The organism is Polaromonas sp. Polasp52 (genome assembly GCF_059491565.1).
Genome location: NZ_CP168513.1, coordinates 893,094 through 907,813 on the forward strand (window position 1 = coordinate 893,094; position 14,720 = coordinate 907,813).

The window sequence follows — 14,720 nt, forward strand, 5'->3', positions numbered from 1 at the left end:
AGAGGCGTCGTGGTTTTCCGTCCCAGCCGCCCGCGCACGGGCCATCGCCCTGAAGCCGGCTTCACGCTGATAGAGCTGCTGGTGGTGTTCTCCATCCTGGCGCTGCTGCTGACACTGGCCACGCCGCGCTACTTCAAGGCGCTGGACGGCGGCAAGGAAAAAGTCCAGGCGCAAAACCTCGCCACGCTGCGCGATGCGATCGACAAATTCCGCGCCGACCAGGGCAAGTACCCGGCGCAGCTGCAGGAGATTGTGGACAAACGCTATTTGCGTGAGATACCGCTGGACCCGGTCTCGGGCTCACGCGCCTGGGAGACCCTGCCGGTACCGAACAGCAGCGAGCCCGGCATTTACGACGTGCGCGCACCCAATATGCCCGGCCCCTTGCCGCCGGTAACAGCGGAAAGCACCGCGCCATGAGGCAGCCCGCGCAGCACGGCTTTACGCTGATAGAGCTGCTGGTCTCGCTGGCCATTGTGGGCCTGCTGGCCATGGTGGCCGTGCCGCTGACCCAGGTGGTGCAGACACGCGCCAAGGAGGCCGAACTCAAGCAGGGCTTGCGCGTGATACGCCAGGCGCTGGACAGCTACAAGGCGGCCTCCGACGCCGGCGTGATCGACAAAGGCGTGGGCGCCTCGGGCTACCCGCCCTCGCTGGAAGTGCTGGTCACCGGCGTGCCGCGTTCCGCGGCCTTTGGATTTTCGGCCCAACCCTTTGTGCTGCTGCGCCGAGTCCCGCGCGACCCGTTTGCCGAAGACCCGGCGCTCAGCGACGCGCAGACCTGGAACACCCGCGCCTACAGCAGCAGCGCCGAAGCGCCGCAGCCGGGTGCGGATGTGTTTGATGTTTCGTCGAAATCCTCCAGGCAAGGGCTGGACGGTACGGCTTACCGCAGCTGGTGAGGGCGAGCCGTGAAAGCCATCCGTTCGAGCAAGCCTTTGGCCGGCCAGTCCGGCTTGGTTCTGCTCGCGGTCTTGATTTTTCTGCTGCTTACCACCCTGGGCGCATCGGCCATGGTGGAGCTGCAACGCACCCACACCCAGCGCGCCAAGGAAGCCGAGCTGCTGTTTGTCGGCGACCAGTACCGCCGCGCGATCAAATCTTATTACAGCAGCGTGCCCGCAGGCAAAAGCCAGTCCCCGCCGCGGTCCCTTGAGGACCTGCTGGAAGACAAACGTTTTCCCATGCCGGTGCGCCATTTGCGCCGCCTGTATCCCGACCCCATGACGGGTGAGGCCGACTGGGTGCTGGTTCAAGGTGCGGGCGGCATCCTGGGTGTGCACAGCCGCTCCACACAAAGCGCGTTCAAGAGGCGGGATTTCCCGATCCAGTACCGGGATTTCCAGGACAAGGAGACTTATGCGGAGTGGGTGTTTGTGGCTGCGGTGAATTGAGGGGCGGTAGCCACTATCGCCGACTGTGTTTCCTGCCGTCGCATGCTGCGCGCCTTTTCGGGTAATAGGGGATGAGCCGGCACGTCGACCAGTCGAGACAGTAGCTATCCGCGTTAGCAATGCAGATGAATCATTGACTCCAGATTTGACCAGCTAATCGCGTTTTTCAAGAAGTATCTGCAGCATGCGCTGTGGATCGGATAAAAAATCGCGAGTAACCTGATAATGTTCTGTCTCGGTGTATTCAATACGGTGCACCCCATCTTTCGTGCATGCGTAAATCCATGCATCCGGGTACGCCATCAATATCGGCGAATGCGTTGCAATGATAAATTGAGAATTTTCCAGCACAAGATCATGCATTCTGGACAAAACCGTCAGCTGTCGCTGTGGTGAGAGCGCCGCCTCTGGCTCATCAAGGACATACAAGCCATGGGGACCAAAGCGATGGTTAATCAGCGCCAAAAAAGACTCCCCATGAGACTGCTCATGCAACGAACGGAATCCGTAGGAGTTGATCACGGGTGGACCAAAGGACGGTTCAGCATCTAGGTGTTCAATTTCCGTGGCGACGTTAAAGAAACTTTCCGCTCGAAGAAAAAACCCGTTCCTTGGACGTTTGAAACCCTTGGCAATACGTAAATATCGATCGAGATTTGAATGCGAAGCACGCGATTCAAAGTTGAAGTTTTTTGTACCGCCCTCTGGGTTAAAACCAAGTGAGACCGCGATAGCCTCAAGTAAAGTCGATTTTCCCGAGCCGTTTTCCCCGACAAAGAACGTCATCTTCGAATGGAGATCAAGGCTTTCAAGTGACCGAATTGCGGGCAAGTTAAATGGGAAATCATCAAACGACGTAATTTTTTCACGCAGCAAGGATATGCGACTGGCGAATTGGCTTGAAATGATGGAGGCCATCGACGATTAAATTCGAAAGAGCATTACGACGAACACCGGAGTTTTCATAAATACCAGTTCCATCCTCATTCGGCCCAAATTAATCCAATTCTTTCGGTTTCAAATTTGGATGCAGTTCGTATAGAGGATTCATGATGTCCAACAACATATAACCCATGATTTTCCCAACGGCGGTTCGATACGCCTCAAATTCTCTCGCACTGCATTTCGCCTCCACTTGCTCAACGCTCTGATCAAGCGTCTGGGCATAAGTCAGCATAAGCTGACTTATCTCTTTAGCAACAATTTCATCATTGATCATGATTTTCTCCTGTAGCTCACTCAGCCATACATCTGTTCACGCAATTCCAGAATTTAAAGCCGAAATCCCGCGTAGGCAGTGTTCCGATGCATCTTTCGATGCACATATTCTTTTTATTTTCACTCACATTATTGCCAATACCCAAATCAACAAGCGTTATTGAGGTTCTTGCTGGATTGAAGGAAGAGGAAGTTTCGCCACCTTGCTCGCAGGAAGCGTCTTTCGACACTGCCAATGCAGTAGTGTTCTTTGAAATCTGAGAGTAGGGGTCTGGATCATTGACTTTTGACAAGTCGATCTGCGGTTTCAATCCTAAGGTATCAAACCTTGAGAGAGGATCCCCTTCTACATAAGCAAACGTATTTATACCTCCTGCCAGTCCAATCGGATCCGACTGCATATACCGCCCAATACGCGGGTTGTATTCCCGATTCCAGTTCTGGAACAAGCCGCTCTCGGCATCAAACACTTGACCAGGCAAACGTTGATCAAAGCTAAATACTCCTAGCCCGCTCGGATTCTGATCCGGTGTCGTCGCACCAAATGGCTCTGCTGAGTCCCAGCGCCAGACAATCGCGTCATCTGATTGCCGCGTAATGATGCGCGGCGCACCGAGCTGGTCTGTCGAGACGTTGTATAGACTGATCGCAATATTGCTAGCGCCAGCCGTCCCCGTTTGCTTCACCACGCCGACCGGGCGTCCCAAGTAGATGGTTTCGTAGAGCGGAACTCCGTTGGCATCGTATTCGCCGATCAGCTTGCCTGACTCGTCGTAGACATAGTAGGTAGCACCGGTCGGAACCAATGCCGTCGGCCCAGTCTTGCCAACCCGCATCTCTAAAGCGTTGTAGCTGTAAGTGACCACGCCGCCGGTATTCGTCATGGTCGCCAGCCGTCCCCGATCGCTATAGGTATAGGTATTGGTCCCATCACTCGTAATATTGCCGGCCGCGTCATGCACCACGGTGGCCGTACCACCCACATCCTGGGTCTGGGTCAGCTTGTTGCTGGTGGCCGAGATGGCGTTGGGGTAACTCGTGCCGCTGATCATCTTGGCTGTGCGGTTTCCTGTGGCGTCATAGCTGTACTGGATCGCCGTAGCACCCAGCGTAGCGCTGATCAGGCGGTTCAGGTTGTCATACCCAAAACTCTGGTCCAGTGCGGGAACAGGGCTTCCATTGCTGACATGGGTGTACCCCGTGATGCGCCCCGCGGCGTCACGAACGATGGTGCGGCGGATGCCGGTGGTTGTCGGGTCGCCGAGGTTGTAAGCGCTGATCTGGCCATTGGCGTCATAGCTGATGGCCTGGGTCTTGGTACTGGCCCAGGTCCAGCCGGTCATCTTTCCTTCTGCATTGGTGGTGACGGCATTCAACATTGGCAGCGTGCTACCGGTATTGGTGCCCACACCATTGCTGTTCGGTGGATTGACGGTAATACCCGAAACCACACCCTGCGCGTCATAGATGTAATTCACCCGGGTTCCACTCGGATAGGTAATCGCAGTCAGCTTGTCGAGCGCGCTTCCACTATCACCCCAGGTATAGCCAACAGTGAAGGTTTTAGCCCCCGTGACCTGGGTCTTGCCGGTCTTGCGGCCCATGCTGTCGTAGCTGTAAGTCACCTGGCCGCTGGCGTCGGTGATTTTGGTGAGCTCGCCCATCACAGCTGGCGTGGGGGTGGCTCCGCCGTCGTATTCAAAAACCGTTCCCGTTCCCGTGGCGTAGTTGACAGTTTTGAGGCGGTCAATGCTGTCATAGGTGTACTGGGTCAGCTTGCCGCGGGCGTCGGTCTTGCTCAGCACATTGCCTTTGGCGTCGTAGGTGTACTGGCTCGCTCCGGTATCCGGGCTGGTTTGCGCAGTAACGTCACCCAGGCCGTTGGGGCTGTAGGTGGTCGCCAGGTTGCGCGGATCGGTGACCTGGGTCAGGCCGTCGGCGGCGTTGTAGGCAAAGCCGGTGGTGGTCGGGGTGGCGCTTCCGATATTGGCCGGCTGCTGGGTCTGGATGGGACGGCCCAGGCTGTCGTAGTAGGTGTAGCTGGCCAGGCCGTTGGGGTCCAGCACCGTGGTGGGCCTGCCCATGGCGTCGTAGCCGTATTGCCAGGTCAGGGTGCCGGTGTTGATGGCCACAACGACCGCGCCAGAAGTCGAGGGATCGTTGTTGCTGTCGCCCGCGTATTCAGCGCTCAGGGTATGGCTGCCCAGGGCAAAAGAGTTTGTACTCAAGGTGGCCACGCCACCGCTCAAGGCGCTGCTACCCACGGTGGTGCCGCCATCTTTAAAGGTGACGTTACCCGTAGGACTCGCGCCCGTAACAGTCGCAGTCAGCGTGATGTTTTGCCCAACCGGCGCGGTACCGGCACTGCTTGAAAGCGCCGTGGTCGTCGGGCCGGCAAAGGCCATGCCCGGGGCCATGAGGATGAGCAGCACCAGGCGGCTTAGCCACGCGGTAAAAGCTCGGGTAAGGCTAAGGCTGCTCATGCTGAATCCTCCTGCTTGAGTGATGGTGGTGGTGGTGGTTTTCAATTGCTCGCTCCCGTGACCTGTTGCACGCGGTTCAGGGCGTCATAGACGCGCGTGATATTTCTTTGCAGGTTGCCCGAGGGGTCTTTGACCTGCTCGCCGGTCTTGTTGCCCATGGCGTCCAGGGTGTAGGTGACGGTGTTGCCTTTGGCGTCCGTCACAGCTGTGAGGCGATGCGCCGCGTCGTAGCTATAGCCCAGCGTTGTGCCGTCAGGCAGGGTGGCGCCCGTCATCTGGCCTGCGTTGTCGTAGGTGTAGGCGGTGATTCGGGCAACTCCGCCCGGGGGTGTTACCGACACGCTGCTGATCCAGCCGCGCGGGGTGTAAACCATGTCGGTGACCACGCCTTTGGGGTCGACCATCTGGCGCACCCGCCCGGCGCCGTCATACAGGGTGAATTGCGTGACATGGCCTGCAGCGTTGGTGATCGACAGAAGGTCACCAATGCGATGGCCTGTGGCGCTCGGCTTCAGAACTGGGTCACCGTTGAGAAAAGCCTGCGTGGCCGGCGTAAAGTTGGCCAGATAGCGCGCAACACCCTTGGTAACGCGCACCTCATCAATGTACCCATTAAATGCCCGGTCAGCGCCCATCCCCTGACCACCGATCACGTGGGTTCCAGCGGCGGCAAGAGATGCCGTGCCCAACGTGGTCGTAACGACATTGCCGATACCGTCCACATAAAAGGTCACAGTACCGCCCGACCTTACCAGCGCCATATGCTTCCAGACGCCGTTGGGAATAAAAACGCCTGTCGGAAACGTCCAGGCGCTCCAGCTTGTGCCCGTGGTCGAACCGTAAGTCACAAGATTTCCGACGGTATCGATGCCAATGTTGATGTCCACCACGCCATCGGTGTTCCATATACGTGATGTCTTGGGATTGTTGGAAAGCTTGTAAATCCACATTTCAATCGTGAAATCGGAAGCCCCCATCGAGAGGGAAGCATCGGAGGGAGGGGAAAGATAGTCACGTGAACCATCGAAATAGATCGACGAGCCGCCGAACTTGCTCTGCGCCGTGCTGACCTTGGCATCGCCGCCGGTTACGATGGTCTTGGGAATCGGGCTGCTGTCAGACATTACTGTCGACGCATCCGCGTCGTCTCCATGCAACAGGAGGCTCACCGAAGAAAAGGACGCGTCCGGGCTGGCTGAAGGATCGGTGAAGTCCGTTGAGTTGCCGTAATAGGCATAAGTCGCCACCCGGCTCATCGGGTCGGTACTGGTGAGCGTGCGGCCGGCAGCGTCGTAGGTGTAACTTGAAATCCGCGACGGAATACCCGCATCCACTGTGGCGGACAAGCCCAGGCTGCCGTCGGCGTCGGTGGTGGCCTGCTCGACCTGCTTGCACAGCACGGCAATCGGTTTGCCATCCGGTGTTTTGGCGGCGGTCGGGGCGCAACTCGCAATCGCGTTGCCGTTAAAAGGATCGGGCTGGCCGTTGTAGACGCTGGTGATGAGCTGCAAGGGCCGCGCTTGCCTGCTCGCCAGCCGCCAGTCCGGGTGCCACTGCGTGCTGAGCTTTCGACTGCCAGCGGGCAAGCTGGCGTTGGCGATAAGCACGGCGGCGCAACTGGCCGTATTGGTCAATCCCTCCACCACGGTGACGGGCCGGTTTTTGCTGTCGTAGGCATAGCAGCTGCGCTGGCCGTTGAAGTCGTCCAGGCTGGCCAGGTTGCCGTTCGCGTCGTAGCTCATCGCATTGCTGGCCGCCGCGCAACCCGAGCCCGCAGGCTGGCTCATGCTGGTCAGCGCCGGCATGCCAAAACGGTTTTGCACGCCCATGGCCGCGCTAGCCCCATTGGGAGTGGTGAGCACCGGACTGACCGGCAGTTGCCAGGACCTGGTGCGGCTGAGCACATTGGTGCCGGCGTTGTAGCTGCTGGCCACCGAGACCGAAGGCGCCTGGGTGTAACTGACACTGAAATGGTCCACGCCACCCGCATGCTCGGTCGAGACGGCTCGGCCCTGGCTGTCGTAGCCGAAAGTCGCATAGCGGGTGTCGTTCTCGTCCACCACGCCCGTCAAGGCCCAAGGGAAGCCGGTGTTCTCGTAGAGGAACTGGCGGACCTTTCCGTCCTGCCAGGTCAGCGACACAAGATTGCCGGTTGAGCCGTAGCTGGCATTGATGGTCTGGCCGATGGTATCGGTGATCTTGGTAACGCGCCTGACGACGCCGGCGCTGGCATAAGCAAAGCGTATGACCCTGCCGTCGCTGTCCTGGATAGAGGCCAGGTCCTGCGCGATATAGGAGAAACTCAGGACTTTCCCACGGGCTGTGACCAGGCTGGTGAGTTTGCCGGTGCTGTCATAAATCTCCTGTGTGCCGCTGCCAGGGTCCGTCAAGCGGTAACCTCCGGCGATAGCGGTCAAAGTCTCGCTTCGGTTGGCCGCAGCACTGAAGACACCAGTCCCAGTCCCCGTAAAACTGAGGATGCGGCCGTTGCCCCTTGAAAGCATCGCCGTCTTGAGGGTAGGCGCCAGCACCAACTTGCGATGAAGGTTGGTGAACCACAATTCCCCGAATGAGGCCGGATGGTTGTATGCCGAGGAGATGGAGCCGGGCGCCTTGGATGTGCTGTCGTAGCTCAGGGTCAAGGCCATACCGCCTATTTCAATTCCCGTCGCGACCGGCTCCACCTTGCTGCCTGTCAACGGATAGATCGGGTTGCCAAACCCCGGATTGGGATCCACCGGTTTGGGGCATGACAGCGCAGGCGCAGGTTCCTGCGCGGCATTGCTTTCCTCAAGAATAGCGCAGGATTTATTGTCCGGTGCGTCGCCAAAACCATCCTTGCAGACGCATGAGTCGCCTATTTGTTTCGAGTCTGGAGGGCAAGGCGCGGGGCAGGACAATATGCCGGCTGTATAAGTCAAGCCGCCGTCGCATGAACCCATCAATTGCAGCACAGATAGCCAGTAGGGTTCCCCGCCCGAAGGGCCTATCGCCCAGCATCTTTGCTGGACGGTCTCATAGCCCGGCCTGGGGTCGACATGATGATAGACAGAGCCGGCGGGGCCATAACCTTGGCCCACCCAATAGGGAACGGACTTGACGCAGGCCGCTTCCGGCGTGGTGGTGTAGCCGGCGACGCCACTGTCATCCGCGGGATTCCACTTTATCAAGGGAGTTGTCGCGGGAAACGCCGCCATCGCTGCCGTCTGGCAAAGTACAAGCAGCATGCTCCCCAAACTCGGGAAACTCTTGGAGATGAATCGCAGTAGAAATTTCAATTGTTCGCTCCCGTGACTTGCTGGACTCGGTTCAATGCGTCGTAAACGCGCGTGATGTTTCTTTGCAGATTGCCCGAGGGGTCTTTGACCTGCTCGCCGGTCTTGTTGCCCATGGCGTCGAGCGTGTAGGTGACGGTGTTGCCTTTGGCGTCGGTGACGCCCGTCAAGCGGTGGGCGGCGTCGTAGCTGTAGCTCAGCGTTGTGGCATCCGGCATGGCTACGCCCGTGAGTTGGCCTGCGTTGTCATAGGTGTAGGTGGTGATTCGGGCGACTCCGCCCGGAGGCGTCACCGTCACGCTGCTGGTCCAGCCGCGTGGGGTGTAGACCATGTCGGTGACCACGCCTTTGGGGTCCACCATCTGCTTGACGCGCCCTGCCCTGTCGTACAAGGCGAACTGCGTGACATGCCCCACCGCGTTGGTGATGCTCTGCAGGTCTCCGGCCGTGTGGCCCATCTCATTGGGTGCTGTGCCGCTGAAGCTGGTGGCGCCGTAATAGGCATAGGTCTGTGAGATGACGCCATTGGTAGTCTGCGTGGCTACCTGGCCTTGGGGGTTGTAGGTCCAGCTGGTGGCGCGGGTCGCATTGGTGGCTGTGTCGGTCTCGGTCTGGCTGAGCTTGTTGCCTTGTGTGTCGTAGGTATAGGCAGTGCTTCTTCCAGCTTCCGTCACGAGAACGGGCAGCCTGAAGCTGGCATGCCATTGGGTACTTGTGGTCCGCGCTTCGGGCCGTGTGGCGGCCTGGGTGGTCGTCAAGGGCAGGCGCCGGTTGGTATCCCAGGTGTGCACCGTGGTCACACCCAGGAAGTCGGTCTCCTGTGTCACAAAGCCGTTGGAGTCCTGCACCCGGCTGGCGGCCGAATTTGCGCCTGTGCCACTGGGTTTGTCGGCGCCGGTAACAGCGAGCCGGCCGGCATTGGTGCCGTAGTGGTAAGTACGTGGCGTGCCCTGCGGGTCGGTTACCACCGCATCGCCTGCGCTGGCGTAGCTCACGCTGTACAGGTCCGCGCCGAGCGCATAGCCGCTGCTGGTGGCCCGGCCCTGGCTGTCGTAGGCGATGGTGGCCAGGCGGTTGCCGGTTTCGTCGATGATGCCGGTGAGCAGCTGCGGGAAAGCGGTGTTTTCGTACAGGTAAATCTTGCTGACGGTGCCGCCGGCATTGCCTGGGTAGCTCACGGTGGTCAGGCGTGAAGTGTCCGCCGTCCCGTTGTAGGTGTAGCTGGCAACCTGCTCGCCATTGGCTGTGACGCTCACCAGCTGGCTGGCGGCGTTGTAAGCAACACCAAGGCTGCGGCCAAAACGGTTGCCAACCGCGATCAACAGGCCGGGCGCCGGGGCAATGGCGCTGGGGGTGCCGCTGCTGCTGTAGGTGTAGGTGGTCGTCCAGCCGTTGCGCCGGGTCATCGTGAGCAGCTTGCCTATGGTGTCGAATTGCCACTCGCTGTCATCCTCCCGCCGCTTGTACAGCAAACCCGCGCTGTTGGCCGTCAGGGTGTCCACGCTGTTGGCCGGGATCCACGCACTGCTGCCGGTGTCCCAGCCGAAGATGCGCACGGTATCGTCGCCGAAATAAAGATTGACGGTGTGGCCGGGCGTTCCCGCTTCACCCTCCAACCTGAGGTAGACACGGTGGTTGTGGGACCAGGCCTGGCCCAGGCCCGCACCGGCCGCTCCCGTGACAGCGCCCACCACACGGCCGCTTCGATAGCTGAGCTGCAGGCTTAAGGCGTCCGGCCCGCTGCCAGCGTAGCCTTGATCGTCGAGCGCCTTTTCCCCGGTTGCCGGATTGATGGGCCTGGCGGTTTCCATTCCATCTTTCCCGCAATTGCAGGAATCCGCTTCGGGGCGGGGCAACTCCTCTACAACCGTGAAGGAGAAGCTGTCATCGAAGTTGCTGTTGTTCGAAACCTGCACACCGTGGTAAGTCGCGTTGCAAGTCATCCCCGTAAGGGTCGCGCTCGTCAAGTTGCGCACGGCCGCCGGCACCAACTTGTTCCCGCAGGCGACGATGGCGTTCGCGCCGGCAGTGCAAGCACCCGCCGCCGCCGGGTAATACCCCGAAGCCCCGCAGGCATTGGGCGGGAACCTGTAGGTTTGGGCGGCTTGCGCCGAAGCCGACAGCACCCATGCCGACAAAACGGCAAACCCGAGATTTCTGCAGTCTGTGCGGATACCGGTTTTCAATGGCTCGCTCCCGTGACTTGTTGCACGCGGTTCAATGCGTCGTAAACGCGCGTAATGTTTCTTTGCAGATTGCCCGAAGGGTCTTTGACTTGCTCGCCTGTCTTGTTGCCGGCGTTGTCCAGGGTGTAGGTGATGGTGTTGCCTTTGGCGTCGGTCACACCGGTCAGGCGATGCGCGGCGTCGTAGCTGTAGCCCAGGGTGCCTCCGTCAGGCAGGGTCGCACCTGTCAGCTGGCCTGCGTCGTCGTAGGCGTAAGTGGTCGTTCTGGCCGTGCCATCCGGAGGCGTGACTGTCACGCTGCTGGTCCAGCCTCTGGGCGTGTAAGTGATGTCGGTCGCGATGCCTTTAGGGTCCACCATCTGCCTCACACGCCCTGCCCTGTCGTACAGCGTGAATTGAGTGACATGGCCCGCAGCGTTCGTTATGCTCTGCAGATCGCCCGCACGGTGGCCTGTGGCGCTCGGGTCCAATAGCGGCCCGGTGTTGGGAAACGCCTGCGTGGGCGGCGTGAAGTTGGCCGTGTACCGAGCCACGCCCTTGGTGACGCGCACCTCATCGATGTAACCGTTCAGGGAGCGATCAGCGTGCACGCCCTGCCCGCCGACCGCATACGGCTGCCCCGCGTCATACAGGGTAGTGGTACCCAAAGCCGTGGTAATGACCGTGCCGACGCCGTCCACATACAGGGTCAAAGTCCCGCCGGCCCGTACAAGTGCCACGTGCTTCCAGACGCCGTTGGGAATGGCAACACCCGTCGCAAAAGCCCAGGCATCCCAACCCGTACCGGTCGACGAACCATAGGTCACCAGGTTGCCGTTGGGGTCGATCTGCAGATTGACATCCGTGTAGAAATCACCGTCTGGGTCCCACAGGCGTGAGTAATTCGCATTGTTTGCGAGCTTGTAAACCCACATTTCAATGGTGAAGTCGGCAGCCTGCAGGGCCAGCGACGGGCCGGACGGCACGGACACATAGTCGCGCACACCGTCCAGGCGCAGGGACGCGCCGCCGAATTTGCTTTGGGCCGTGCTGACCACGGTGTTGCCTACCACCGTTACGGGCTTGGCGGAAGCGCTGCCGTCCGTGACGACGCTGGAGTTGTTCGCCCCGTCGTTGTGCAGCAGAAGGCTCACCGAGCCGAAGAAGGCGTCGGTGTTGGCCTCATCCGAGAAGCCTGAATTGCTGTAGTAGGCGTAGGTACTCACGCGATTCATCGGGTCTGTGCTGGTGAGCACTCGCCCCTGGCCGTCATAGGTGAAGCGCGAGACGCGCTGCGCCACGCCAGTGTCAATCACGGCCGCCAGGCCCAGATGGCCATCGGCATCCGTGGTGGCCTGCACGACCTGCTTGCATACCAGGGGCATGGCTTTGCCGTCGGGCAAAGCTGGCGCGCTGGTGCAGTTTGCCGCAATGTTGCTGTTGAAGGGATCGGGCTGGCCGTGGTAAACCGTGGTAGTGATCAGCAAGGGCTGGCCCATCTTGACGGGCAGGCGCCAATCGGGGTGCCAGCTCGTTTCAATCTTGCGGCTCTCGGCAGGCAGCGCTGAACCGGCGGGAATCACACTGGCGCAGGCCACGGTGTTGGCCAGACCCTCGACGCGCACGGTCTCGCGGTTGCTGCCGTCATAGGCATAACAGGTACGCAGGCCGCTGAAATCGTCGGCGGACGCCACGTTGCCGCTGGCGTCAAAAGTGGTGGCGCTGTTCGCTGCCGCGGCGCCGGAACCGGCCGGCTGCGAGAAACCCGCCGGCAACGGGTAGCCCAGCACGGTGCTGATGCTGGCGTTGGTGGTTTCCCCATTGGGCCGGGTGAGCTGCACGCCAGTCGGGGCCTGCCAGTCATGCGTGCGGGTGGTGAGCTGGGTGGCCGGGTCATAGGCCTGCGTCACCGCGACCTGGGGCGGGGTGGTGTAGCTCACCGAGAATTTATAGACTCCGCCGGCATGCTCGCTCGACACCACGCGGCCGCCCGCATCGTAGGCAAATGTCGAATAGCGGATACCCCGCTCGTCAACCACGCCTGTGAGGGCCCAGGGCAAGGACGCATTCTCGTAAACGAATTGCCGGACTTTGGTGTCGGGCCAGGTCAGCTGCGTCAGGTTGCCATTGGTATCAAAGCCGACGCTCATGGTGCGTCCCGTGGAATCGCTCACGTTGGAGATCAGTCCGTCAGTGGCCGCTACCCCACCGGCCGGCAGGGTATAGGCAAAGCTCAGGAATCGGCCATTGTTGTCGGTGATTTTTTGCAGGTAACCGGCCGCTGGCGCTGCGGCACCGGCCGCGGTGCTGTAGCTGAAGCTGAGCGTGTTGCCCGCCGTGTCGGCCCAGCCGGTGAGTTGGCCCGCGGTGTTGTAGGTCTCTATGGTGCGCGACTTGGCATCGACATAGCGGTAACCGCCGGTGATGGCCGCAAAACTGCCGTTCACATCGGCATCGGCGATATAGGCGCCCGCTGAGTACCGGAAGCTCACGGTCTGGCCGTCGCCGCGGTACAGGGTGGCACCAAAACCGCCGGTGCCCATGACCAGGTTGCGGTGCAGGCTGCTGCCCCACAAGCCGCCGAGCGCGGGCATTTGGCCAAAGGTCTTGGCGGTCTTGCCCGCGGCAATCGCCGCGGCCTGCCTGGCGCTGCCATACGTGAAGACCAGCGCTTGCCCGCCCACGCTCACGCCGGTGGCAACCGGCTCGACCTTGCCGCCTATCAGGGGATAGATGGGGTTGGCGTCACACCAGGGGCAACTGGAAACCTTGGTAGAGCGAAAAATATCCACGACCGTACCGCCCACGCCACCGGGGGTACAGGTTTTATGGGAGACATCTTCCCTGAAGTTGGTGTCGCAGTTGCAATTGTTGCCGGACTGTGTGGAGTGGTCCGGGCAGGTATTGGGTTGAACAGCCACGGCATATTTCACAAAAGCACCGGGCCCGGACGCCGGGGTATTGATGACACGCATTTCGAGGCAGTAGGTTGGCTCCACCCCGCCCACGCTGGGACACACAGACAAAGGATACGGGTCCAGCTTCGCTTCGCAGATCACGTTAGGGGGGCCGATCTGGCCCCAAGACGGAGAAGTCCATGCATAGTTGCCCGCCTGGCAATTGGCAAGGTGCTCAGGCGTAAACACGGACGAGTAGGAAGATTCGGGGCCATAGGTGGCCGAGATTGAGGCGTTCGCGGGTGAGTTGAAGCCCAGACAAACACCCAATCCAAGCACCAAGAAAAAACCGCCACAGCGTGCAATCCGGTTGCTGAAACCGGTGCTGCCGGCAGAGATGGCTTGCCGTGCCGCTGATTGCCCGTCCGGGCAGGGAGCCCGCCACAGCCGACTCACCCGCACCCCACCCGGCGCAAGCCCTTGAAACACTCCCATGGAATCCCTCGTTGATTTGTTCTTGTCGCTCTTATCGCGCGCGAGCACGCGGTGAGCCCGCAGTCTAGTGACGGGCATTGCACCTGTCACCCTCCATCTGCATGAGGTAAATCGTGAGTGTGCGTATGAGGCAACGAAATCTTGCGCCTGGAAAATTTCGCGCTTATCAATTTCACAGGCTTCTGGCAGAATCCCGCCGGCTTATGCGATGCCGAGGCGATTTCAATTCGATCTCAATCTGAATTGAGTACCTTCTCAGTAGTTGAGTGCGCGAAGTTACGAAGAAATAATTTGCGCATCAACGTGCGCATCAAGGCAACCCAGGTTGGCTAAAAAATATTTTTTTGTTCGCGTGTATCGGGTGCGCTCAAGCCTGCGCCGCAATCTCATAGTCCATCACATACGAATGCCTGCCGTCGGCAATCTGTATGCCCAGTGTGCCGCTCAGGCCCGTGAGTTCATCAGTCCCTGAATCGGGCACCACGCTGACGCTCAGTTGCGGCGCACCTCGGTTCATGGTGCCGCTGTGCTGCAACACGAAGCTGCCGCTTTTGCCGTGCAGCGTGCCCGTCACGCGCTCGATCGCGACGTAACCGGCCGAGCCTTTCACGGCCGTGCCGGCGCTCAGCATCTCGCCCTGGCTGGTGGCCTGCAGGTCGCCGCTAAAGGTCTTGTTGATGGAGAGGCGTCCCATCAGCGGTCCGGCGTCCGCATTCGCGAGCGTTTGCGGAGCTAGCTTGACTTCAAAGGTTCCGGTGGCTTGGGGCATGGCGTGGCTTTCAGAGGGGGGTGG

The 14,720-nt window shown here is 60.2% G+C and carries 10 protein-coding genes; 3 read left to right on the plus strand and 7 right to left on the minus strand.

Annotated features, from left to right (window positions below; all coding sequences use genetic code 11):
• Window positions 1-9: 9 nt before the first annotated feature.
• From ACEN9P_RS04265 to ACEN9P_RS04275, 3 genes are read left to right on the plus strand one after another with little or no spacing between them, the layout of a single operon-like run.
• Window positions 10-420 (plus strand): type II secretion system protein, encoded by a 411-nt coding sequence (locus tag ACEN9P_RS04265; RefSeq protein ID WP_495621189.1) that lies wholly within the window; start codon window positions 10-12, stop codon window positions 418-420.
• Window positions 417-902 carry a type II secretion system protein gene (locus ACEN9P_RS04270; RefSeq protein WP_495621190.1) on the plus strand — a complete coding sequence of 162 codons (486 nt, stop codon included), beginning with the start codon at window positions 417-419 and terminating at the stop codon, window positions 900-902. Before ACEN9P_RS04265 ends, ACEN9P_RS04270 begins: the two co-directional genes overlap by 4 nt.
• Window positions 903-911: 9 nt before the next feature.
• Window positions 912-1,394 carry a type II secretion system protein gene (locus ACEN9P_RS04275; protein ID WP_495621191.1) on the plus strand — a complete coding sequence of 161 codons (483 nt, stop codon included), beginning with the start codon at window positions 912-914 and terminating at the stop codon, window positions 1,392-1,394.
• Window positions 1,395-1,547: 153 nt separating this feature from the next.
• Here the strand turns inward: ACEN9P_RS04275 and ACEN9P_RS04280 are convergent, their stop codons facing one another.
• The 7 genes from ACEN9P_RS04280 to ACEN9P_RS04310 form a co-directional block, all read right to left on the minus strand.
• Window positions 1,548-2,303, minus strand: a complete 756-nt coding sequence (locus tag ACEN9P_RS04280; RefSeq protein WP_495622138.1) for an AAA family ATPase — start codon at window positions 2,301-2,303, stop codon at window positions 1,548-1,550.
• Window positions 2,304-2,391: 88 nt separating this feature from the next.
• Window positions 2,392-2,613: a hypothetical protein gene (locus tag ACEN9P_RS04285; RefSeq protein WP_495621192.1), complete on the minus strand. Its 222-nt coding sequence runs from the start codon at window positions 2,611-2,613 to the stop codon at window positions 2,392-2,394.
• Between the two features lie 16 nt (window positions 2,614-2,629).
• Window positions 2,630-5,140 (minus strand): Ig-like domain repeat protein, encoded by a 2,511-nt coding sequence (locus tag ACEN9P_RS04290; RefSeq protein WP_495621193.1) that lies wholly within the window; start codon window positions 5,138-5,140, stop codon window positions 2,630-2,632.
• The gene (locus ACEN9P_RS04295) at window positions 5,137-8,322 is read right to left on the minus strand and encodes a LamG-like jellyroll fold domain-containing protein (RefSeq protein ID WP_495621194.1); all 3,186 of its coding nucleotides are present in this window, start codon (window positions 8,320-8,322) and stop codon (window positions 5,137-5,139) included. Before ACEN9P_RS04295 ends, ACEN9P_RS04290 begins: the two co-directional genes overlap by 4 nt.
• A gap of 47 nt (window positions 8,323-8,369) precedes the next feature.
• A complete protein-coding gene (locus tag ACEN9P_RS04300) occupies window positions 8,370-10,181 on the minus strand; it encodes a DUF6531 domain-containing protein (protein ID WP_495621195.1) in 1,812 nt (603 codons plus the stop codon).
• A gap of 371 nt (window positions 10,182-10,552) precedes the next feature.
• Entirely contained in the window at window positions 10,553-13,456 is a 2,904-nt protein-coding gene (locus ACEN9P_RS04305) for a LamG-like jellyroll fold domain-containing protein (RefSeq protein ID WP_495621196.1), read from the minus strand.
• An 838-nt stretch (window positions 13,457-14,294) separates the two neighbouring features.
• Window positions 14,295-14,696 (minus strand): DUF3224 domain-containing protein, encoded by a 402-nt coding sequence (locus ACEN9P_RS04310; RefSeq protein ID WP_495621197.1) that lies wholly within the window; start codon window positions 14,694-14,696, stop codon window positions 14,295-14,297.
• Between the last annotated feature and the right edge of the window lie 24 nt (window positions 14,697-14,720).

Bases quoted from the DNA above. Each gene is read 5' to 3' on its own strand.
- ACEN9P_RS04270 (WP_495621190.1), top strand. From the start codon at position 417: ATGAGGCAGCCCGCGCAGCACGGCTTTACGCTGATAGAGCTGCTGGTC.
- ACEN9P_RS04285 (WP_495621192.1), bottom strand. From the start codon at position 2,613: ATGATCAATGATGAAATTGTTGCTAAAGAGATAAGTCAGCTTATGCTG.
- ACEN9P_RS04295 (WP_495621194.1), bottom strand. From the start codon at position 8,322: ATGCTGCTTGTACTTTGCCAGACGGCAGCGATGGCGGCGTTTCCCGCG.
- ACEN9P_RS04300 (WP_495621195.1), bottom strand. From the start codon at position 10,181: ATGGAAACCGCCAGGCCCATCAATCCGGCAACCGGGGAAAAGGCGCTC.
- ACEN9P_RS04310 (WP_495621197.1), bottom strand. From the start codon at position 14,696: ATGCCCCAAGCCACCGGAACCTTTGAAGTCAAGCTAGCTCCGCAAACG.